This is a genomic window from Agrobacterium sp. T29 (assembly GCF_006970545.1).
GTDB lineage: Bacteria > Pseudomonadota > Alphaproteobacteria > Rhizobiales > Rhizobiaceae > Agrobacterium > Agrobacterium leguminum.
In genome coordinates this window covers 1,730,358-1,751,993 of the sequence record NZ_CP040641.1, presented here as the reverse complement: position 1 = coordinate 1,751,993, position 21,636 = coordinate 1,730,358, and the positions used below count along the sequence as shown (strand labels likewise).

23 protein-coding genes are annotated in these 21,636 nt (G+C 61.4%); 13 read left to right on the top strand and 10 right to left on the bottom strand.

Features of this window, described 5'->3' with window-relative positions; all coding sequences use genetic code 11:
* Window positions 1-51: 51 nt before the first annotated feature.
* On the top strand, window positions 52-1,566 hold the full coding sequence (locus FGF54_RS23120; protein ID WP_168208222.1) for a UbiD family decarboxylase: 1,515 nt from the start codon (window positions 52-54) through the stop codon (window positions 1,564-1,566).
* The gene (locus FGF54_RS23115; protein ID WP_142781282.1) at window positions 1,563-2,153 is read left to right on the top strand and encodes a UbiX family flavin prenyltransferase; all 591 of its coding nucleotides are present in this window, start codon (window positions 1,563-1,565) and stop codon (window positions 2,151-2,153) included. Before FGF54_RS23120 ends, FGF54_RS23115 begins: the two co-directional genes overlap by 4 nt.
* A 4-nt stretch (window positions 2,154-2,157) precedes the next feature.
* Here FGF54_RS23115 and FGF54_RS23110 read toward each other — a convergent pair whose 3' ends face one another.
* Entirely contained in the window at window positions 2,158-2,835 is a 678-nt protein-coding gene (locus FGF54_RS23110; RefSeq protein WP_142781281.1) for an NnrU family protein, read from the bottom strand.
* Between the two features lie 12 nt (window positions 2,836-2,847).
* Window positions 2,848-3,003 carry a hypothetical protein gene (locus FGF54_RS23105; RefSeq protein WP_003504656.1) on the bottom strand — a complete coding sequence of 52 codons (156 nt, stop codon included), beginning with the start codon at window positions 3,001-3,003 and terminating at the stop codon, window positions 2,848-2,850.
* A 137-nt stretch (window positions 3,004-3,140) separates the two neighbouring features.
* Here FGF54_RS23105 and FGF54_RS23100 point away from each other — a divergent pair, with 137 nt between their 5' ends.
* The 8 genes from FGF54_RS23100 to FGF54_RS23065 all read left to right on the top strand — a co-directional run bounded on the left by FGF54_RS23100 (window position 3,141) and on the right by FGF54_RS23065 (window position 9,871).
* Window positions 3,141-3,674, top strand: coding sequence for a cytochrome c oxidase subunit 3 (locus tag FGF54_RS23100; RefSeq protein ID WP_142781280.1), 534 nt, complete (start codon window positions 3,141-3,143; stop codon window positions 3,672-3,674).
* A 4-nt stretch (window positions 3,675-3,678) separates the two neighbouring features.
* Window positions 3,679-3,969 carry a hypothetical protein gene (locus tag FGF54_RS23095; RefSeq protein ID WP_142781279.1) on the top strand — a complete coding sequence of 97 codons (291 nt, stop codon included), beginning with the start codon at window positions 3,679-3,681 and terminating at the stop codon, window positions 3,967-3,969.
* A gap of 165 nt (window positions 3,970-4,134) precedes the next feature.
* Complete coding sequence (locus FGF54_RS23090; RefSeq protein WP_142781278.1) at window positions 4,135-4,587, top strand: cytochrome c; 453 nt, start codon at window positions 4,135-4,137, stop codon at window positions 4,585-4,587.
* A 24-nt stretch (window positions 4,588-4,611) separates the two neighbouring features.
* Complete coding sequence (locus FGF54_RS23085; RefSeq protein ID WP_142781277.1) at window positions 4,612-5,958, top strand: nitric-oxide reductase large subunit; 1,347 nt, start codon at window positions 4,612-4,614, stop codon at window positions 5,956-5,958.
* Between the two features lie 66 nt (window positions 5,959-6,024).
* Entirely contained in the window at window positions 6,025-6,837 is an 813-nt protein-coding gene (locus FGF54_RS23080) for a CbbQ/NirQ/NorQ/GpvN family protein (protein ID WP_142781276.1), read from the top strand.
* A gap of 72 nt (window positions 6,838-6,909) precedes the next feature.
* Entirely contained in the window at window positions 6,910-8,808 is a 1,899-nt protein-coding gene (locus FGF54_RS23075; RefSeq protein WP_142781275.1) for a nitric oxide reductase activation protein NorD, read from the top strand.
* A gap of 145 nt (window positions 8,809-8,953) precedes the next feature.
* Window positions 8,954-9,259, top strand: a complete 306-nt coding sequence (locus tag FGF54_RS23070; protein WP_003504642.1) for a DUF2249 domain-containing protein — start codon at window positions 8,954-8,956, stop codon at window positions 9,257-9,259.
* A gap of 78 nt (window positions 9,260-9,337) precedes the next feature.
* Window positions 9,338-9,871 (top strand): DUF2249 domain-containing protein, encoded by a 534-nt coding sequence (locus tag FGF54_RS23065; protein ID WP_142781273.1) that lies wholly within the window; start codon window positions 9,338-9,340, stop codon window positions 9,869-9,871.
* Window positions 9,872-9,957: 86 nt separating this feature from the next.
* Here the strand turns inward: FGF54_RS23065 and FGF54_RS23060 are convergent, their stop codons facing one another.
* Window positions 9,958-11,190: an NnrS family protein gene (locus tag FGF54_RS23060; protein ID WP_142781272.1), complete on the bottom strand. Its 1,233-nt coding sequence runs from the start codon at window positions 11,188-11,190 to the stop codon at window positions 9,958-9,960.
* A 236-nt stretch (window positions 11,191-11,426) separates the two neighbouring features.
* Here FGF54_RS23060 and nirK point away from each other — a divergent pair, with 236 nt between their 5' ends.
* The 3 genes from nirK to FGF54_RS23045 all read left to right on the top strand — a co-directional run bounded on the left by nirK (window position 11,427) and on the right by FGF54_RS23045 (window position 14,445).
* Window positions 11,427-12,569, top strand: coding sequence for a copper-containing nitrite reductase (gene nirK, locus FGF54_RS23055; protein WP_142781622.1), 1,143 nt, complete (start codon window positions 11,427-11,429; stop codon window positions 12,567-12,569).
* 107 nt (window positions 12,570-12,676) lie between these two features.
* Window positions 12,677-13,594: an SUMF1/EgtB/PvdO family nonheme iron enzyme gene (locus FGF54_RS23050; protein ID WP_142781271.1), complete on the top strand. Its 918-nt coding sequence runs from the start codon at window positions 12,677-12,679 to the stop codon at window positions 13,592-13,594.
* Window positions 13,595-13,743: 149 nt separating this feature from the next.
* Window positions 13,744-14,445, top strand: coding sequence for a Crp/Fnr family transcriptional regulator (locus FGF54_RS23045; RefSeq protein WP_142781270.1), 702 nt, complete (start codon window positions 13,744-13,746; stop codon window positions 14,443-14,445).
* Between the two features lie 58 nt (window positions 14,446-14,503).
* Here the strand turns inward: FGF54_RS23045 and FGF54_RS23040 are convergent, their stop codons facing one another.
* The 7 genes from FGF54_RS23040 to FGF54_RS23010 all read right to left on the bottom strand — a co-directional run bounded on the left by FGF54_RS23040 (window position 14,504) and on the right by FGF54_RS23010 (window position 21,634).
* Complete coding sequence (locus FGF54_RS23040; protein WP_142781269.1) at window positions 14,504-14,899, bottom strand: cytochrome c family protein; 396 nt, start codon at window positions 14,897-14,899, stop codon at window positions 14,504-14,506.
* 69 nt (window positions 14,900-14,968) lie between these two features.
* On the bottom strand, window positions 14,969-15,529 hold the full coding sequence (locus FGF54_RS23035; RefSeq protein WP_142781268.1) for a gluconate 2-dehydrogenase subunit 3 family protein: 561 nt from the start codon (window positions 15,527-15,529) through the stop codon (window positions 14,969-14,971).
* The gene (locus FGF54_RS23030) at window positions 15,529-17,214 is read right to left on the bottom strand and encodes a GMC oxidoreductase (RefSeq protein WP_142781267.1); all 1,686 of its coding nucleotides are present in this window, start codon (window positions 17,212-17,214) and stop codon (window positions 15,529-15,531) included. The genes FGF54_RS23035 and FGF54_RS23030 overlap by 1 nt, the downstream gene beginning before the upstream one ends.
* Window positions 17,215-17,363: 149 nt before the next feature.
* Window positions 17,364-18,218, bottom strand: a complete 855-nt coding sequence (locus FGF54_RS23025) for a sugar phosphate isomerase/epimerase (protein WP_168208221.1) — start codon at window positions 18,216-18,218, stop codon at window positions 17,364-17,366.
* A 129-nt stretch (window positions 18,219-18,347) separates the two neighbouring features.
* Window positions 18,348-19,517 (bottom strand): Gfo/Idh/MocA family protein, encoded by a 1,170-nt coding sequence (locus tag FGF54_RS23020; RefSeq protein ID WP_142781265.1) that lies wholly within the window; start codon window positions 19,515-19,517, stop codon window positions 18,348-18,350.
* Window positions 19,518-19,528: 11 nt separating this feature from the next.
* Window positions 19,529-20,578, bottom strand: a complete 1,050-nt coding sequence (locus FGF54_RS23015; RefSeq protein WP_142781264.1) for a sugar phosphate isomerase/epimerase — start codon at window positions 20,576-20,578, stop codon at window positions 19,529-19,531.
* A gap of 33 nt (window positions 20,579-20,611) precedes the next feature.
* On the bottom strand, window positions 20,612-21,634 hold the full coding sequence (locus tag FGF54_RS23010) for a LacI family DNA-binding transcriptional regulator (protein WP_035226958.1): 1,023 nt from the start codon (window positions 21,632-21,634) through the stop codon (window positions 20,612-20,614).
* Between the last annotated feature and the right edge of the window lie 2 nt (window positions 21,635-21,636).

The following is a 21,636-nucleotide window of genomic DNA, read 5'->3' as shown; positions in this document are numbered from 1 at the left end:
CATTTGCGGCAGCGCAAGGACATGACGCACTGGCGCCTGCAAACAGGCGGCATGAGAGACGAAGCAACAGAAACGAGACCCATCCGCATCGCCGATCTGCGCAGTTTCATCCGGCTGCTGGAAGAACGTGGGCAGCTGCGGCGAATTCGCCAGCCGGTTTCGCTGGTGCACGAGATCACCGAAATCCACCGCCGCGTGCTCGCCGATGGCGGACCCGCGCTGCTGTTCGAGCGACCTGTCGACCATGAGGGCAAGGTGCGGGACATGCCGCTGCTCGCCAATCTTTTCGGCACGCGGCAGCGCATCGAATGGGGACTCAGGCTGGAAACCGGCGGCCTGCCCGCACTTGGACAAAAGCTCGCCGAATTGCGCGAGCCACGGCCACCGAAATCCATAGCCGAGGCATGGGGTAAGCTGCCTTTGCTGAAGGCCGCACTTTCCATGCGGCCACGCAACGTCTCGCGCGCGCCGGTGCAGGAAAAGGTACTGACGGGTGATGCGGTCGATCTTGCCTGCCTGGCGGTGCAATGGTGCTGGCCGGGCGAGCCGGCCCCGCTCATCACCTGGCCGCTGGTCATCACCCGTTCGCCTGACGATCCCGACGATATCAATGTCGGCATCTACCGCATGCAGGTGCTGGGACCGGACAGGGCGATCATGCGCTGGCTGGCGCATCGCGGCGGCGCGCATCACCACCGGTTGTGGCGTGCGCGCGGGCTGGATATGCCCGTTACCGTCGCCATTGGGGCCGATCCTGCCACCATTCTCGCCGCCGTGATGCCGCTTCCCGACCATATCAGCGAGCTTGGCTTCTCCGGCCTGCTGCGCGGCTCGAAAAGCCGCATCGCAAAAGCTTTAACCGTGCCGATGCCGGTGCCGGCCAATGCCGAGATCGTGCTGGAGGGCACCGTTTCGGCAACGGAAACGGCACTCGAAGGCCCCTATGGCGACCATACCGGCTATTATAATTCAGTCGAATCCTTCCCGGTCATGACACTCTCGGCAATCACCATGCGCCGCGATCCGATCTATCTTTCCACCTATACCGGCCGGCCGCCGGATGAGCCTTCGGTTCTCGGTGAAGCCATGCTCGAGATTTTCCTGCCGCTCGTGAAAAAGCAGTTTGCGGAAATCGTCGATCTGTGGATGCCGCCGGAGGCCTGTTCCTACCGCGTCATGGTCGCATCCATCGACAAGCGTTACCCGGGACAGGCAAAGCGGGTGATGATGGGCCTTTGGTCGATGCTGCCGCAGTTCAGCTATGTGAAGCTCATCATTCTGGTCGATCCCGACATTGATGTGCGCAACTGGGCGGATGTCATCTGGGCGCTTTCCACCCGTTTCGATGCTTCGCGCGATACGACGATCATCGACGATACGCCAATCGATTATCTCGACTTCGCCTCTCCTAAAGCCGGTCTCGGCGGCAAGATGGGACTGGACGCCACCCGCAAGCTGCCGCCGGAGACGGAGCGCGAATGGGGCCGCGTGCTATCCATGGCGCCTGACGTGATCGCAAAAGTCGATCTAATGTGGCGCGATCTCGGCCTTGGAGAACGGCCATGACCCCGTGCCGCGTCGTGGTCGGCGTCACCGGCGCCTCGGGCGCCGGCATCGCCCTGCGTATTATCGAGCGCCTTGCCGGGATGAAAAGCGTCGAAATCCATCTCGTCCTGTCGCAATCCGCCAGACGCACCGTGTTGCATGAGAAAGGGGCGCAAGCCATGGGGCGGATGTTTTCGCTCGCCGGCGTCAATCATTCCATCGACGATATCGGCGCGGCGATTGCCAGCGGCTCTTTCCCGACGGCCGCCATGATCGTCGCCCCCTGCTCCATGCGGACGCTCGCGGCCATTGCGACCGGATTTTCGGACAATCTCCTTACCCGCGCCGCCGATGTGCATTTGAAGGAACGTCGGAAACTTGTGCTGATGACGCGCGAGACGCCGCTGCATCTCATCCATTTGCGCAACATGTGTACGGTGACGGAGGCTGGCGCCATCGTCATGCCGCCGGTGCCGGCCTTTTACAACAGGCCGCAAAGCGTCAACGATATTATCGACCAGCTCGCCGCCCGCGCCATCGATCAGCTCGGCATCGCTTCCGCGCCACAGGCGCCGATATGGCAGCCGCATATGGTGAAGGCGCCCTAAGCGATCAGAGATAGGCCATGGGGTCCGCGCCGAAAAGCATGGCATGGCCGCCGGCCAGCAGCCACCACACCGTCAACCCCGTCAGCGCCGCGGCGAGCAGCATCGGCCCATCCACCGCGATGCGGGTTTTGCCTGTGAGAGTCGCCGCGAAGGGAATCGTAGCGCTTCCGGCAGCCGCCACGTTCCACGCATTACCCAGTCTTTTCCGCGCACGTTTTTCGGTCATGGCCATTCCGCCCATCGAGAACAGTGCAAAGCCGCCGAACAGGATGACGGAGCGCAGATCGCCATTCGGCACGACATGGCCAAGCGACCAGAACAGAAAACCGATAAGCACCGGATGGCGGGTGATGCGGACAATGGCCCCCGGCTCCTGCCCCTGCCGTACGGAAATGGAGAGCGGATTGACGCTGAGGAGGCCAGCCAGCACGAAAAACAGGCCAATCGGCCCTGCCAGAAACGTGACATGCGCCTGCCAGGGCGCGACGTCCCAGAGCGGAATATAATCGACCGACAGCGCGGCATAAAATACCCAGCCCAGCGTCAGAAGCGAGACGACGGAATAAGTCCCGAAATAGGCGGGCCTGCCGATGGCCGCAACCAGCCGGCCGCGCACGGCAGGTACGGCGGGAATGGAATGCAGCGCCACGAAAAGCGAAAGAGCGGCGACAAGTTCAAGCATGCGACTGTCTTCTCACTGGTTCAGGAACAGCACCGACGCAATGGCCACGGAGGCAAGCACAGCGGAAACCGCGCCCATGCGCTGCAACACTCCCATACGGTACAACAGCACCGCAAAGCCAATGATAACAGGGGTTGCGACAATCAGCCCGACCTGTGCATCGTTCATGGGAAGCTCCATTTTTGAGAGTTGCGCTTTGTCAGGACAATAGGGCTTTGCGCGCTCCCTTCTTTGACCGACCGCAAAGAAGCGGGGTTTGAGGACGCCTAAGCGTGGCTTGCTGTTTTACAATTACGGACAAGACCATGGCGATAAATACGGAAGAGGAAAGCGGAAACCTGCTCCTGTGGATTCTGGTCTGGAGCGAGCTTGCCGCCTTCGGTGCTTTGACCGGCGCATTCATCATCGCCTTCGCCCTCAATCCCGAGGCCTTCGCCGCCGCGCGTCAGCATCTGCAACCGCAACTTGCCGGTCTCAACACTTTGATTTTGCTGGCAAGCGGTTGGCAGGCGGCCGTTGCGGCCAGCCACCACACCGCACTCCCGGGCAAGCGACGGGCGCTTGTCCTTGCCGGCCTGCTGGGTTTCGTTTTCGTCGGCGTAAAACTCTATGAATACTCCACCGAAATCGCCTTCGCCTCCGATCCCGCCTATGGCGCGTTCTTCGAGCTTTATTTCCTGCTCACCGGCTTCCACCTGCTGCATGTCGTCTTCGTGGCCGTGCTGCTGTTTCTCGTCGCAGTCTTCCCGAAAAACGAGAACGTCACGCTGGTGACGACGCTGTGGCATGTGATCGATCTCGTCTGGATCGTCATTTTCCCCGTTATCTATCTGGTTTGACATCATGATCCACCGCACCTCCCGCCAGCTTGCGAGAAGTTTTGCAGCACTCGCCATTCTCGTCCTCGCCGGTACGGCCGTCGTGACATCGTGGAAAGCGGCGCTTCTGCCGCCGGTCGCCGCCGCCTGCCTGATGCTGCTTTTCGCGCTCCTGAAATCCAGGCGCGTCATCGACGATTTTCTCGGCTTTCGCGAAGAGCGTGGCCTGCTGCGCACAGCGCTTCTGGCATGGCCGGCCATCTTTGCCGCCGCAGCCTTGTTGCGAGCGTTCCTGCAGGGGATTTTGTCGCTCTGAAAGGCGGACCACACCACCTCTCCACTTGTTTGCCAAATGGCAAAGAACGCCGGCGGCCAGCGGCTAGAAAGGGGCGAGACCCGAAGCCTGCCGGCAAATTCCGGCAAGAGGGTTCGATCAAGCCAGTCCGCATAAGCGGTCTTCCGGATGGAAAGGACCATTGGCATGGCAGAACGCCTGACCAAAACAGGAGCGCGAAACGTCTTTTACGGCGGCTCCATCTTCTTCTTCGCCATATTCGTCGGGCTGACGGCCCATAGCCATTATTACATGCGCACCACCTCGACGGATGAAAGCACGCTGACCGAAAGCGTCGCGCGCGGCAAGCATGTGTGGGAGAAAAACTCCTGCATCAACTGTCACACGCTGCTCGGCGAAGGCGCCTATTTCGCACCCGAACTCGGCAATGTCTGGAAGCGCTATGGCGGCGTGGAAGACAAGGAGACGGCGCGCGATTCCATCAAGGCCTGGATGGCCGCCCAGCCCACCGGCATCGAAGGCCGCCGCCAGATGCCGCAGTTCAATCTCACCGAACAGGAACTCGATGATCTCGTCGATTTCCTCGAATGGGCGAGCCGGATCAAGACGCAGAACTGGCCGCCGAACGATGCGGGTTGAGGCTGACGGCAAGGAGATGACGAGATGAAATACCAGACGCAAAAAGTCGCCATGCTGTATTTTTACGGCGCAATCGGGCTGTTCGTGGCGCAGATCCTGTTCGGCGTCGTCGCCGCCACGATCTACGTGCTGCCCAATACGCTTTCCGAGCTTCTGCCCTTCAACATCGTGCGCATGATCCACACCAATGCCCTTGTGGTATGGCTGCTGATGGGCTTCATGGGCTCGACCTTCTATCTTCTGCCGGAAGAAACGGAAACGGAGCTTTACAGCCCCAAACTCGCCATCGCGCAGTTCTGGATCTTCCTGGTGGCCGCCGCCGTCGCCGTGGTCGGTTATATGTTCCGCATCCATGAAGGCCGCGAATTCCTCGAACAGCCCTTCGCCATCAAGGTCGGCATCGTGCTTGTCGTTTTGATGTTCCTGTTCAACATCACCATGACGGCGCTGAAGGGCCGCAAGACCACCGTCATCAACATCCTGCTCTTCGGTCTCTGGGGTCTGGCGATCTTCTTCCTTTTCGCCTTTTACAACCCCATGAACCTCGCGCTCGACAAGATGTACTGGTGGTACGTCATCCATCTTTGGGTGGAAGGCGTGTGGGAACTGATCATGGCCTCGATCCTCGCCTTCCTGATGATCAAGCTCAACGGCATCGACCGCGAAGTGGTGGAAAAATGGCTCTATGTCATCGTCGGTCTTGCCCTCTTCTCGGGCATCCTCGGCACCGGCCACCACTATTACTGGATCGGCGCGCCGGGTTACTGGCAGTGGATCGGTTCGCTGTTCTCGACGCTGGAAGTGGCCCCCTTCTTCACCATGGTCATCTTCACCTTCGTCATGACCTGGAAAGCCGGCCGCAAGCATGAGAACCGCGCAGCGCTGCTCTGGTCGATCGGCTGCTCGGTCATGGCCTTCTTCGGCGCCGGCGTCTGGGGTTTCCTGCATACGCTGTCGTCGGTGAATTACTATAGTCACGGCACGCAGCTCACCGCAGCCCACGGACACCTCGCCTTCTTCGGCGCCTATGTGATGCTGAACCTTGCCATGATGGCCTATGCCGTGCCGGAAATGAAGAAGCGCGCACCTTACAATCAGTGGCTTTCAATGACGAGCTTCTGGGTGATGTGCACGGCCATGTCGGTGATGACCTTCGCGCTGACTTTTGCCGGCGTGGTGCAGATCCAGCTGCAGCGCGTCATGGGCGAAAGCTTCATGGATGTGCAGGACCATCTGGCGATCTTCTACTGGATCCGCCTAGGCTCGGGTTTCGCGGTTCTCATTTCGGCGGCCATGTTCATCTGGGCAGTTCTGGTGCCGGGCAAGCAGAAACAGGGCGACGTCGCCCGCCTCGTGCAGCCCGCCGAATGAGAAAACGGACCGGCTCTCCTTTTCCCCCGGAGAGCCGGTTCCTTACCATCAAAGATGGAGATGACCATGAACACCCTTTTCCGCCCGACACCGCCGCCGCAACCGGACACACCCTTCTACACGCCGCTTGGCAATGAATGCGTGCTGTTCGAAAGCGCCTGGGTGCGGCAATTGCCGCTGCTGCTGAAAGGCCCGACCGGTTGCGGCAAGACCCGTTTCGTCAGCCATATGGCGGCAAAACTCGGCCTGCCGCTTTCGACAGTTTCATGCCACGACGACCTTGCCGCCGCCGACCTGACCGGCCGTTACCTGCTGAAAGGCGGTGAAACCGTGTGGATGGACGGCCCGCTGACACGCTCGGTGCGCCAGGGCGGCATATGTTACCTCGACGAGATCGTCGAGGCGCGCAAGGATGTGGCCGTCGTGCTGCATCCGCTTACCGACGACCGCCGCATCCTGCCGCTGGAGCGCACCGGCGAGGTTCTGGAAGCGCCCTCCGGCTTCATGCTCGTCGTGTCCTACAATCCCGGCTACCAGAACCTTCTGAAAAGCCTGAAGCCCAGCACCCGCCAGCGTTTCGTCGCCATTGAATTCGACTTTCTGCCCAAGGAACAGGAAATCGCCGTCGTTTCGCATGAAAGCGGGCTGGATGCGCGCGATGTCGAGCCGCTCGTCGATCTCGCCCACCGGCTGCGCGGCCTGAAGGGTCACGATCTGGAAGAAGGCGTCTCCACCCGCCTGCTCGTCTATTGCGCCAGCCTCATCGATACCGGCCTTCCCGCCCGCCAGGCCGTGCGCGCGGCGATGATCGAGCCGCTGACCGACGAGCCGGACGTGAAGGCCGCGCTGCATGAAGTCGCGGATGCGATCATCCGATAGGGCGCATTTATATCCATCTCGGAATGCGCGGCGAGGCCCGCGCATTCCGGCTCGATGCCATGAGGATAAACCATGCTGGACTTTCTGGAACTGGAAGAAACCGTCGGCCGCGCCTGGCACAGGCTGATCGGCGAAACCGGCACATGGCTGCGCTTTCCGGATCATGCCGTGAAGCTGGAGGATATGCAGGCCGTGCTGGCCATCTGTTTCCGCGGTTTTGGCGGTGAACATGCGGTGCAGATCGCCCCGGCCCGCGCCCGCACCTCCACGCACCGGCTGAGGCTTCGCCAACGCATGGGCCTTGGCGAAGAAAAATTGGCCCAGCCTGGCCGTGATCATGCCACGCTGATGCTGCCGCCGGTGCTCGATCTGTTTCGCGACCGCCACCTCAATCGCGATCTTTATCTCTGGCTCGCCGCCGCCATGGCGATGATGCCGCTTGAGCCGGTCGTGGCTGCCGACCCACTGCGCAACGATCTTGCCCGGCTCGACCGCGCCGTAGAACTGGCAGAGGCCGTAACCCATGTTTTTCCCGGCATGAAGGCCCGTTATCGCCGGCTATGCGCCGCCATGCTGGCGGTGCGGCAGAAGCGGCCGTTGCCGCAGGCGGAACAGCAGGTAGAACAACGGGTGCTTTCCATGCTGGCCGATGCGGCAGGGATCGAAGGCTATCCGCCGCCCGCCGGTCTTCCGGAAAAAGCACCGCCACGCTACCTGCCGATGCTGCCGGTGCCGCTGTGGCCAGACACGCTGCTGCGCAAAATCTCCGAAGCCCGGCAAGGCGAGGACCAGCCGGCCGCGAGCGCAGCGCCACAGGGGGCGGAGGCCGCCCGTCATATCGCCGTGCGCGAAAAGGCGGAGAACCGGCAGACGGAACGCAGCCCCTTCATCCTCAACCGTTTCGAAAAAATCCTCGCCATGGCGGAGATGGTCAATGTCGACCGGCCGGGCGACGACAGCGACGATGCCGACGGCAGTGCGGCCGACGAGCTGGATGACATGACGCTGGGTGAAAGGAAGGGACGGCCTTCCGCCCGTTTCCGCTTCGATCTGGACCTGCCGCCCGAAGCACTGAACCATACCCCGCTGACGGCGGAGCTCACCTATCCCGAATGGGATTATCGCAGCGGTACCTATCTCGCCCATCATTGCCGGGTGATCGCCGGACCGGCGAATGACGCCGAAACGGCACCGGAACCCGACCCGGGCACCAAGAACCTTATCCGCCGGGTCAGGCGGCAGTTCGAGGTGCTGAGGCCACGTCACGAAATGCTGCGAGCCCAGCTTGACGGCAACGATCTCGATCTTGACGCGGTGGTGCGCGCCAGAAGCGACATCGCCGCCGGCGGACAGGGCAGCGACCGCATTCATATGGCAAGCCGCCCGCAGGCGCATGATCTCGCTGTGACGATCCTCGTCGACGTATCGCTGTCGACCGACGCCTGGTTCGACAATCGCAGAGTGCTTGATGTGGAGAAGGAAGCGCTGCTGGTGCTTGCCCACGGGCTTTCCGCCTGCGGTGACAGTCACTCGATCCTGACCTTCACCTCACGCCGCCGCTCCTGGGTGCGAGTGGAGACGGTGAAGGATTTCGATGAGCCGATGGGCCACGCTGTCGAGCGTCGCATTGCGGCGCTGAAGCCCGGCTTCTACACCCGCATCGGCCCCGCCATCCGCCATGCCAGCACCAGGCTGCATGAAAGACCGGAGCGCCGCAAGCTGCTTCTGTTGCTGACGGATGGCAAGCCGAACGATGTCGATCACTATGAGGGCCGCTTCGCCATCGAGGACAGCCGCCGCGCGGTTTCCGACGCGCGGCGCTCGGGCGTCAGCGTCTTCGGCGTAACGGTCGACAGCAAGGCGCAATCCTATATTCCGGCCATGTTCGGCCAGAACGGTTATGCCATCGTCAGCAGGATCGCCAAGCTGCCATCGGCGTTGCCGGCAATCTATCGCAGCCTTGCCGGCTGAAGCATGTCTCGCAACGGACCTGACGAATCTCAGGTTTGTTTGCGCGGCGACAATGTCTCCCAACGGCACGGCGGATAGGTTTTTCCAGTCCGCCGGCCGGCCGCACCGCCGGACATTTCAGTGTTCGCGGCCGTGGAGCCAGCCTATGTCCGAAGCCCAAACCGCAACCAATATCGATGTACGCATCATTCCGCATCGCGAACGCCATCCGCGCATTTTCGGTGCGCTCGGCGCATTGGCTCAGGGGCAATCGCTGCAGATCACCAGCGATCACGATCCCCGTCCATTGCTTTACCAGCTCGCCACCAATTTCCCCGGCGAATTCGGCTGGGAATATCTCGAACAGGGTCCGGAAGTCTGGCGTCTCGATATCGGCCGGCTTGAAGAACAGGCCGAAGGTTCCGAGGACGATATGTCCGGCTGCGAATGCTGCTGCGGTTCCGAGCATTGACCTCAGCGCCAGCGGCATGGTGAAAAGACCTCTGGCGGCCGGCCTTTGCCGCCGCCAGCCGATAGATGAGGTGATGCAATGACGGAAATGATCAGGGAACTCGATGTCCGGCCGCTTTTGCTGAGCGGCGGCGAGCCCTTTCCGGCCATCATGGAAGCCGTGGCCGGGCTTGCTCCCGGTGAGGCGCTGCGCTTATACGCCACCTTCCGGCCCGTCCCGCTGTTCAAGGTGATGGCCGAACGCGGTTTCGACCATCAGGTGAGGGAAATCGGCGGCGGCGACTGGGAAGTGCTGTTCACGCCGCAATCCACTGAAGCCGAGCAGATTTCCGTTTCGCCAGCGCTTGCGGGCAATGCCGAGGAGCCGCAGATATGGCCCGATCCGGTCATCTATCTCGATCTCAGCGACGAAACGGCCGAAGGCCAGGCGAGCCGCACGCTTGCCGCACTCGACCGTCTTCCACCGGGTGCCGTGATCTTCGTGCTGATGCCGCAGGAGCCGACTTTCCTTTACCCGGAACTTCTGGCCCGGGGCCATCAATGGGCCGGCAATTTCGACGACGCCCGCACCGCGTTCCGCATCTTCATCCGCGCCGGTGCCGGCGCGCATTAAGCCATAAATCAAATCCCCCGAAACCGAACCGCCCCGGAAGTTGCCTCCGGGGCGGTTCGTTTTTGGCAGTATCGCATGCAAGCTCTCTACGCTTTTAGTGGTTTGCGCTCGCGCATCAGGATCGGCCCATATTCAATGCAGAAGAGACCGAAACCTACGATCCAGAAGAGCGCCGAGCAAGCGTAGAGATGCATCATCGCACCGGGGAAGAACTCGGCTGCCGGTCTCAGCAGCGCGCAGGCGATCAGCGCGACATAAGCGGCAATGGTAACCCTGCTCGCCGCAAGCTTGCGTCCGGTGTGGCCAAGGCTCGCTCTTGTCATGACAGCAAGCATCATGCAGCCGATGACGCCGACGGTGAAGACATGCAGGACGGAACGCGTGTCCATGACGTCAAGAGCCGCTAGCGCTATGGTAATGAAACCGACGGGAATGAAGGCATAGGCCACATGCAGCACCACCAGCACCTGCTCCGGCCAGGTCGTCCAGCCACGCCAGCGGATCAGACGCACGGCGTGCATGAATGCCGCCAGAAGCGCCGTTGGTACTGCCACCATGCTCTCGGGTTCTATTGTCCAGACAGCCAGCGCCGCGATGCCGGTGAGGATGGCGGCGGTATCGAAGCCGTTATAGGGCACGGGGAAATCCGTGCGGCCGAAACGGTTCAGCCAGTTGCGGGTAAAACTCGGCACGATGCGGCCGCCGACGATGATAACGAGCACGGTATAGGCCGAGACGGCAAGGCGGGTCGCGATCTGGCTATGATCGCCCCCAATCGCTGCAACGTGGAATACGATGTTGGCGACGGAAAGCGCCAGCAGCCCGCCCAGCACCTTCAGGTCCTTCCATTTGCGCCCGGCAATGACCTCGCGCGCGCAGATCGTGAGAAGCGCAGGCAGGAAAAGCCCGTCGACGGCTGCGGCGGTGACCACGCCCACCTTATCCGGCACAAGCAGCAAAAGCCGGCCCGCGCACCAGAGCGCAAACAACCAGACCAGCGGTTTGCCCGATACCGGCAGTCGTCCCGTCCAGTTCGGCACGGCCGTCAAAAGAAAACCGGCCAGCACCGCCGAAGCGAAACCGAACAGCATCTCATGGGCATGCCAGTTCGGCGCGCCATAATCCCCGCCAAGGTCGATGAAGCCGGAAAGGGCTGCGATCCACAACACCATCGCCACGATGGCCCAGAGGGCGCCGCCGAGGAAAAACGGCCGGAAGCCGTAAGAAAAGATAACCGGGCCGGTGCGCGCCAGCCCTCTTGGAATGCCGCCCTTTGGCCGGCTGCGCCCTTCGGTGAGAACGGTTTGGCTGCCACTCATTATAATGCTCCTTGCTTGGTCTTGACATATGTCTAGACGCAAGCCCGTCCGGCTTCTTTGCGAACAGGCAAAGAGGCGGTGCGACCCTTCCACACCGGCCTTCAGCCACCTGCCAAAATGTCGCAGGGCGCCGAAAGCGAAGTTTGCTCCATCTCAAATTGTATTTCCGCCCTTCCGCTACAAATGCTGTGACAGAGCGAAACATGCTCTGCCCCAAGAGGGATAGGAGAAGAATGATGACGGAAACCTTCCACATCACACGGCGTAATATTCTCGCAGGCGCAGCATTTGCAGGGGCTATAGCTCCCGTCATCATGCCATCGGCAGCGAGCGCGGCAGAGGAAAAGAAAGCCGCAGCCAAGCCATTGACGAGCGCGGAGATTGCAGCGCTGCCTCGCGTAAAGGTTGATCTCGTCAAACCGCCCTTCGTGCATGCCCACACGCAGAAAGCCGAAGGCGGACCGAAGATCGTCGAGTTCACGCTCACAATCAAAGAGCAGAAGATGATCCTCGACGACAAGGGCACCGAGGTCCACGCCATGACCTTCAACGGCTCGGTTCCCGGCCCCTTGATGGTGGTGCATCAGGACGACTATGTCGAACTGACCCTCATCAACCCTGATACCAATGAGTTGCAGCACAATATCGATTTCCACTCGGCCACCGGCGCGCTCGGCGGCGGCGGGCTCACCATCGTCAACCCCGGTGAAAAGGCGATCCTGCGGTTCAAGGCCACCAAGGCCGGCGTCTTCGTCTATCACTGCGCACCTCCCGGCATGGTGCCGTGGCACGTCACCTCGGGCATGAATGGCGCGATCATGGTGTTGCCGCGCGAGGGCCTGACAGACGGCCACGGCAAGGAGCTTGTTTATGACAAGGTCTATTATGTCGGCGAGCAGGACTTCTACATTCCCCGCGACGAGAACGGCAATTTCAAGAAATATGAAAGCGCCGGCGACGCCATGGCCGACACGCTGGAGGTGATGCGCAAGCTGACGCCGACGCACATCGTCTTCAACGGCGCAGTCGGCGCCCTGACAGGGGAACATGCCCTTCAGGCCGCCGTTGGCGAGAAGGTGCTGATCGTCCATTCGCAGGCGAACCGTGATACCCGCCCGCATCTTATCGGCGGCCATGGCGATTATGTCTGGGCGACGGGCAAGTTCCGCAACCCGCCGGATCTCGACCAGGAAACCTGGTTCATTCCCGGCGGCACGGCGGGCGCGGCCTTCTATACCTTCGAGCAGCCCGGCATCTATGCCTATGTCAACCACAACCTCATTGAGGCCTTCGAGCTGGGTGCAGCCGCCCACTTCAAGGTTACGGGCGAGTGGAACAACAGCCTGATGCAGGCGGTGCTTGCCCCATCGAGCATCTGACGCAAACCGGAGCGCGCCGCCAGCAGGTACGGCGCGCTCCCCTTCTACTCTCTGCGGCCTGAAGGCAGGCCCGATGTTTGGCGTCTCCACGACGCAGGCAGGTTCTCATGGGCATTCCCGGCAACAGCCACTTCCCAAATGCCGTCTCGCTTCTTCTCCCGCTCTCGATTGCAACGCTGCTGGCAACGGCCATCGGTTTCCAGTCCGGGATCATCCGCAGCGGCATTGATGACCGCGTGGCCATGATGGCTCCACAGGTCGTTACAGTGCCCGCCGGACATTTCACCTACCGGGCGGAGGGCGAATATTTCCGCAATGGTTATGCCGTCGATGGGCCGATGGTCGACGTGGCGATGCGGCAAAATCTGACGATCATGAAATATCAGGTATCGAGCGCGGATTATGCGCGCTGCGTGGCGGAAGGCGGCTGTCAGCCGCCGGAACCCGGCTTTGCCGCTCCGGTCGGCGGCGCGATACCGGCAACCGGCATCAGCCAGGACGACGCTCGCGCTTATGCGGCGTGGCTGAGCGAACGGACAGGCGCTGTCTGGCGCCTGCCGAGCGATGCTGAACTGGCCTTCGCCGCCGGCTCGCTTTTTCCGGATGAAACGCTCGGTGTGGCTGCCGACAGTGAAAACCCCGCTTTGCGCTGGCTGGCGGATTACGAGCGGCAGACCAGCCGCAAGGCGTCGGGCAATCCCGTTCCGCAATCCTATGGCAGCTTCGGCGAAAACGAATATGGCCTTGCCGATTTCGGCGGCAATGTCTGGGAATGGACATCGAGCTGCAGCCACCGTGTGACGCTCGGCAAGGATGGCGATGTAGTCGATACCGTCGCCTCCTGCGGCATTCCCGTCGCTTCGGGAAAACACCGGGCGGCGATGAGCGCCTTCGTCAAAAACCCGAAAAGCGGCGGCTGCGCCGTCGGCGTGCCGCCGGACAATCTGGGGTTCCGGCTGGTGAGGGATACGCGCTGGTATGCGCCGCTTCTCGAAAAGCTTGGCGCAGCCGCTCCGTCTTCTTGATAATCGTCAATAAAAACAATTGGTTGATTCATATCATTTGATCTTCTTCAGCCCGTGATAGTGCTGTATTGTGAGGATACAGAAGAGGCCGACACCTGGGGCGCCCATTGCGGGAACCAAGGCGGCGGCCAATCACCGGAGAGGTGCAAGTGAAGATTGACCGAAGCGTCATCCGGTCGCTGGCCTTGTTTGCCAAGATGGCCGACGATGAGCTGGACGGACTGCTGACCCACGCCACATCCAGGCTGGTGCCGCCGGGCGAAGCCATTTTCGAGCAGGGCCAGCCGGCCACGCATTTCTTCCTGCTCATCCACGGCCGCCTGAAGGTGACGCAGGTGACCCATGATGGCCAGCAGATCATCGTACGCGTGGTGCATCCCGGCGATCTCTTCGGTTTCGCCCGCGCGCTGCAACGGTCGGATTATCCCGGCACCGCCACGACGGCTGCCGAAAGCGTGATACTCTCCTGGCAGACGGACCTCTGGCCGCAATTCGTCGAACAGAACCCGCATCTCGCCGTTTCCGCCATGCAGACCATCGGCCAGCGTCTCGAGGAAGCCCATACGCGCATCCGCGAAATGTCGACGCAGGAAGTGGAGCGCCGGGTAGCCCACGCCGTGCTGCGCCTTTCGCAGCAGGCGGGACGTAAAGAGGTGGACGGTATCCGCATCGACTTTCCGATCTCGCGACAGGATATAGCCGAAATGACCGGCACGACGCTGCACACCGTTTCCCGCATCCTCAGCAGTTGGGAGAGCAAGGGGCTGGTGCAGGGTGGGCGGCAGAAGCTTCTGGTCTGCAATCTGCCAGGCCTTGCTCAGCTGGCGGAGGGCGAAGCGAGCCAAGTCTAGCGCGCAGGCGCCTGACCTTCGCCAGGAGCTTTACTTCCACCGCGTCGCCGCACTGCTCTCACTCAGCCGGTTTCGAAGCCGCGCTTTCGATATAGGCGATGAGATTGTCCAGATCTTCCGGCTTGCTGATGCCGGCCAGCGCCATCTTGTTGCCGGGTATTTTCTTCTTGGGCGCGCTCAGGAAATCCCGCAATTCTTCCGGTGCCCAGACGAGGCCGTCCTCGCCCGCTTTTTTCATCGCAGCCGAATAAGTATAGTCGGGCACGCCGCCTGCCGCACGGCCAATGATGCCGTTAAGCTGTGGGCCGACCCTGTTTTTCGCGCCCTCGCCTATGGCGTGACAGGCGGAACAGCGCTTGAAGGCTGCCTCCCCCTTGGCAACATTGCCCTCCGAAAGAGCGGGAACGGTGCTTGCGGTCAGCATAGCCGCCGCGATGATGATTGTACTGCGCATCGTGTCATCCTTGTCTTGCCGCTTGAGTGTGGCCCGTCTGCAAATGCGGACGGGCCAACAGTTCTCTCGTCAGGTCGTGCCCCAGGCGGGCGTGCCCTTCTTGTAGGGAAGGCGGTCTTCGAAACCGCCGGGAATCTCGTCGTAGACGAGAACTTCCGTGGCGCCGATCTTCGAGGTGAAGAAGCCGAGCAGCGTCAACTGCTTGACCAGCGTGAAGGCGTGCGGCTTTGCCGGCGTTTGTTCCGCCTTCGCCTGCTTGTCCAGCGCAGCAAGCAGCGCCTGCCGCTGTTCCGCCGTCAGCTCCAGAAAGGCCTTTTTGTGTTCGGCCTGACTGCGTTTCTCGATATCGGAAATCGCCGACAGGAAAAGTGTCCGCTGTTCGTCGGTATAACAATCGGCCGCATAGACGGCCATGAATGCACCCACTTCAGCATCCTTCGCCCCCGGCGTGGAGGTGCGGGGAATGATGGTTTCCGCCACCTCGTCCAGAAAGCGGATCTCCTCCGGGGTGAAGACGTGGGTAGCGCCGGCGGGCTTGGTGGCGTTTTCGGCAGCCGTGAGAACATCCGCGCCGATCAGCGGAAGGCCGGTGGCAATGGCTATCAGTTTCAGCAGTTCGCGTCTGTTCATCACAGGTTCCCCTTCTTGCGTTCGGAAACGGCAAAATCGGCGGCACGCGCCGTCAGCGCCATGTAGGTGAGCGATGGGTTGACGCAGGAGGCCGAGGTCATGCAGGCACCGTCAGTGACAAAGACGTTGGGTGCGTCCCAGACCTGGTTGTTGCCGTTGAGGACGGAGGTTTTCGGGTCGCGCCCCATGCGAGCAGTTCCCATTTCATGGATGCCCATGCCGGGGGCGTAACTGCCCCGCGACGGCTTGACGTTCTTGATGCCAACCGCCTCGAACATCTCGACGGCGTCATTGACCATGTCTTCGCGCATATCGAGTTCGTTCTGCTTCATCTCGACATTCATTGACAGGACCGGAAGGCCCCACTTGTCCTTCTTGTCATGATCCAGCTTCACGCGGTTGTCGTGATAGGGCAGCATTTCGCCGAAGGCGGTCATGCCGATGGTCCAGCCGCCCGGATCGGTCAGTGCCTCCTTGTAGTCGGCGCCGATATTGAGTTCGGCGATCTCCCGCTCCCAGCGCGAACGGCTGGCGGAGCCCTGATACCCAAAACCGCGCAGATATTTCCGCTTGTCGTCACCGGTATTGCGGAAACGCGGAATGTAGAAGCCCGCCGGACGGCGGCCCTTGAAATAGAAGTCCTCGAAGCCTTCCACCTGGCCGGTGGCGCCCATGCGGAAATGGTGGTCCATCACGTTATGGCCGAGTTCGCCGGAGCTGCTGCCGAGACCGCCCTCCCAGACATCGGTGGCCGAATTCATCAGCACCCATGTCGAGTTCAGCGTCGAGGCGTTCAGGAAGATGATGTCGGCGGTATATTCATAGGTCAGGTTGGTTTCTGCATCGATGATCTCGACGCCCCGCGCCTTCTTCTCGTCCTTGTCGTAGAGGATTTCCTTGACGATGGAGAAAGGCCTGAGCGTCAGATTGCCGGTGGCGACCGCCGCAGGCAGGGTCGAGGCCTGCGTGCTGAAATAGCCACCGAAGGGACAGCCCAGCCGACACTTGTTGCGGAACTGACAGCGCGTGCGCTCCTGATCGGGAAGTTCCTGGGTGATGTTGGCGCAGCGTGAATTGATGAGGTGGCGCGTGCCCTTGAACGCCTTCTTCAGCCGGCTGGCCACATCCTGCTCCACGAAATTGAGCGGAATGGGCGGCAGGAATTCGCCATCGGGAAGAATATCCAGCCCCTCGCGGCTGCCGGAAATGCCGGCAAAGCGTTCGACATAGTCATACCATGGAGACACGTCCTCATAGCGGATGGGCCAGTCGACCGCGATACCGTCTTTCGCATTGGCCTCGAAATCGGTCTGCGACCAGCGATAGGTCTGGCGGCCCCAGAGCAGCGAGCGACCGCCGACATGGTAACCACGGAACCAGTCGAAACGTTTTTCCTCGACATAAGGCGTTTCCTGCTCATCGGCCCACATGCCGAGCGTCGCCTCTTCCAGCAGGTAATCGCGGCTGAGAACGGGGTATTTCGCCTTCATCTCCTGCGTGGCACGGTTGCGATGGGGGTAATCCCAGGCTTCCTTGTCGGCATTCTGATAGTCGGTGACGTGCTCGATGTTACGGCCACGCTCCAGCATCAGGACCTTCAGGCCCTTTTGCGTGAGTTCCTTTGCGGCCCAGCCTCCACTGATGCCCGAGCCGACAACAATCGCATCATAATGATTGTTTGCCATGATAACTCCTCCGATGTGAGCTTGGAAAAAACGACAGGACAAAGCGTTTCCCGTCGCGACGCGGCGGAAAATGGATATGCGTCTGTCGAACCTCATGCTCCCCGCCGAAACCGGCCGCCGGGGAGCGGTTCTGGTTTTACTGGCAGTGTTTACTGAATGGTCGGCAGGCGTTCGCTGAGGAACGCGTTGCCCTTGGTCACCACCGCTTCGGCATCGAGCGGAAGATCGTGCTCAAGGATGAACCATTTTGCGCCGGCATGTTTGGCCGCCGGCAGAATTGTCTTCCAGTCGAGAACGCCGGTGCCGAGTGTGGCAAAACCGCGCTCGTTTTCCGCAGTGCCGGCCGGTGCATTGTCCTTGGCGTGGATGGCAAAAACCTTGCCCTTCAAGGTGCCGAGGAATTCTGCCGGGTCATTGCCGCTACGCGCCACCCAGGCGACATCGACTTCGGCCTGCAGCTTCGGGCCTGCCGCGTCGAGCAGCAGTTCGAGCGCCGTCTTGCCGTCGAATTTGACCATCTCGAAGTCGTGGTTGTGATAGGCCATGGAGAGGCCCGCCGCGGAAAGCTTGTCCGCGTAACCGCCAAGCTCCTTGCCGAAGGCGGTCCAGCCGGCGGCGTCCTTCGGGCGGTCTTCCGGCTTCAGGAAAGGCACGGTCACGACAGGATTGCCGACGGCCTTCTGCTCGGTAATGACCTCATCGAGGTTGCCGCGCAGCTTGTCGATCGGCACATGCGAGGAAATGACCTTGATCTTGTGCTTTTCCAAGAGCGCGTTCAGTTCGCCGGCGCTGACCTTCTGCATATCCACCGTTTCCACGGCGGAAACGCCAGCGCGGTTGAGAATGGCAAGCTGTTCTTCCAGCGTTCCGGAATTGCGCAGCGTGTACATCTGCGCGGCAATCGGCAGCACCTTGCTGTCATCGGCAAAAACCGGATTTGCGAAACCGGCCGCCAGTCCAACCACGAATGCCATGCCAGCGAATTTTGACTTGAACGTTTTCAAACGCGTAACTCCCTTTCCGTTTGATCAATATGACGACACGCGTGCCCTCGCCTTTCCCGGCCGTCTGGCCGGGTCATGCCGGGCACCGCCTCCTGTGCCCTGCGTCGTCCGTGCCCGATATTGGGTGAGCTAGATGTCGATCCCGACCCAGGACGAGGTCCGACTGGACCGGACGGCCGCATCGATGAATGCGAGACCCGCAAGGCCGTCCTCTATGCCGGGATAAATCACATCCCCGGCGGCCGTTTTTCCCTCCCTCTTTGCGATGATTGCATCTGCGGCTTCGCGGTAGATCGTCGCAAAACCCTCGAGATATCCTTCCGGGTGCCCTGATGGCACACGGCTGACACGGTTGGCGGCATCGCCTGCACCCGCGCCATTGCGGGTGATCAGCCGCTTCGGTTCGCCGTAAGGCGTGAACCACAGCTCATCCGGCACGCGGTGGTGCCATTCAAGCCCGCCCTTGTCGCCATAGACCCGGAGCGACAGGGCGTTTTCATTGCCAACTGCGATCTGGCTCGCCCAGAGCATTCCCTTGGCGCCGCTTGCATAACGAAGCAGAATATTGGCGCTGTCATCCAACTGCCGGCCCGGAACGAACGAGGTCAGATCGGCATAAAGGCTTGTTGGGATTTCACCCGTCACAAAGGCGGCGGCGTTGAAAGCGTGCGTGCCGATGTCACCGATTGCTCCGCCTGCGCCGGAACGGCTGGGGTCGGTGCGCCATTCAGCACCCTTTGCGCCGGTCTTTTCAACGGCTTCGGTCAGCCAGTCCTGCGCATATTCGGCCTGAACGTGGCGCAGCTTGCCGATGGCTCCATCAGCGATCATCTCGCGCATCTGCCGCAGCATCGCATAGCCGGTGTAATTATGCGTCAGGACGAACAGGCTGTCGGATGCCCTGACGATCTCGGCCAGCGCCTTCGCTTCCTCCAGCGTCGCGGTGACCGGCTTGTCGCAGATGACGTGGATGCCGGCTTCGAGAAAGGCCTTGGAGGGGGCGAAATGCAGGTGGTTCGGGGTGACGATGGCGACTGCCTCGATACCGTCCTCGCGTCCAGCCTCGGCCGCCGCCATGTCCTCGAACGAGGAATAGGACCGCTCCGGTGCAATGCCAAGCAGAGTTGCCGAAGCGGCCGCACGTGCCGGATCGGAGGAAAGCGCGCCGGCCACCAGTTCGTAACGGTCATCCAGCCGGGCCGCGATGCGATGCACCGCACCGATAAAGGCGCCCTGACCGCCGCCGACCATGCCGAGACGGATACGGCGGCTATCGAATTTTGCTATCGTGGAGGACATGAAGTTTCCTTTCAGAGACCGAGAAGGCGACGATTGGCGGCATCATCGACACCACTTTTGGCGAAATCGTCGAAAGCCCGTTCGGTCACGCGGATGATGTGGTTTTCAATGAAGCCAGCGCCTTCGCGCGCGCCGTCTTCCGGGTGCTTCAGCGCGCATTCCCACTCCAGCACCGCCCAGCCGTCGAAGTCATATTGGGTGAGCTTGGAAAACACCGCGCCGAAATCGACATGCCCGTCGCCGAGCGAGCGGAAACGGCCCGGCCGGTCGACCCAGCTTTGATAGCTGCCATAAACGCCTGAGCGACCAGTCGGATTGAACTCGGCATCCTTGACGTGAAAGGCGCGGATACGCTCGTGGTAGATGTCGATGAAATCGAGATAATCCATCGCCTGAAGGACGAAGTGGGAGGGATCGTAGAGGATGTTGGCGCGCGGGTGATTGCCGGTGGCTTCGAGGAAACGCTCGAAGGTGATGCCGTCATGCAGATCCTCACCCGGATGCAGCTCATAGCAGAGATCGACGCCGCTCTCTTCAAAGGCATCGAGAATGGGGGTCCAGCGTTTGCCCAGCTCCGCAAAGGCCAGTTCGACGAGGCCCGCCGGGCGCTGCGGCCATGGGTAAACGAAGGGCCAGGCGAGTGCGCCAGAGAAGGTGGCGTGGCTCTTGAGGCCGAGATGCTGCGAGGCTTTCGCCGCATATTTCAGCTGGTTGACCGCCCATTCCTGCCGCGCGCTTGGTTTGCCGCGCAGTTCGGCGGGTGCAAAACCGTCGAACATTTCGTCATAGGCCGGGTGAACGGCGACGAGCTGGCCCTGAATATGGGTCGAAAGCTCGGTGATCTCGATACCCATTTCCGCCAGACGGCCCTTGATATCGTCGCAATAGGTCTTGGATGCAGCGGCTTTCTCAAGATCGAAGAGCCTGGGATCGGTCGGCACCTGAATGCCCTTGTAACCGAGGGAAGCCGCCCATTGGCCGAGATTGTCGAGCGTGTCGAAGGGGGCCTTGTCCCCGACAAATTGCGCGAGGAAAATCGCCGGGCCTTTGATCGTCTTCATGTCCTTACACTCCTTGCATTCACAGTCTGGCCGCTACCGATGCGGCGGGCGGCAGGGCGCGACCGAGCCGCGCACCACCAGTTCCGTATCCAGCACGATGGTCTCGGCCGTGCGTTTACCGTTCAGCCGGTCGACCATCAGCGCCATGGCCCTGCGGCCCATTTCCTGCCGGGGCTGGCGCACCGTGGTAAGCGGCGGCTCGAAGGCATTGGCGAAAATGATATCGTCGAAGCCGATGACGGAGACATCGGCCGGAACCGAAACGCCGCGCGCACGCAATTCGCTGATCGCGCCAATCGCCATCTGGTCGCTCGAGGCGAAGATCGCGGTGAAGGCAATGCCGCCTTCAAGAAGGCTGCCAATTGCCTGACGTCCGGCCTCGATGCTGTAATCGCCCGTCACGACAAGTTCGTCGGCATAAGCGATGCCGGCTTCGGCAAGTGCCGCGCGATAACCATCGAAACGTTCCTGCGCCAGACTTTCCGGAACCGGACCGGCCAGATGAACAATCCTTTGATGCCCCGCCTCGATGAGGTGGCGCATGGCGTTTTTGGAGGCGGCGCGGTTGTCCACCTTGACGGTCGGCAGCGCGAGGCCCGGCACCGTTTCCGACGCGATGACAATCGGCGGCAGCGCGTCACCCTGTTCGAGAAGCTCGGCGGGAAACTGGCCGGTCATCAGGATCAGGCCGTCGGCATGTTTCTGGCGCACCATGTCAATATGGGTCGCCACGCGGTTCTCGTCGTTGCGGGCATCGCCCATCAGCACCTTGAAGCCCGCTTCGCCCGCCGCTTCCTCAACGCCCTTGTAGATTTCGAGATAAAACGGGTTGCCGATATCGCGAACGAGAAGGATGACAGTGTTGTTGGACTGACGCCGGAAGCTTGCCGCCTGCGCATTGGGAACGAAGTTGGCCTGCCGCACGGCGTCGAAAACCTTCTTTCTGGTTTCCGGGCGAACCTTGTCGGGTTGCTGCAGCGCCCGCGATACGGTCGCGATGGAAACGCCCGCAAGAGCTGCCACTTCCCTGATATTCGAACCTTGGTCTTTGCTCATCT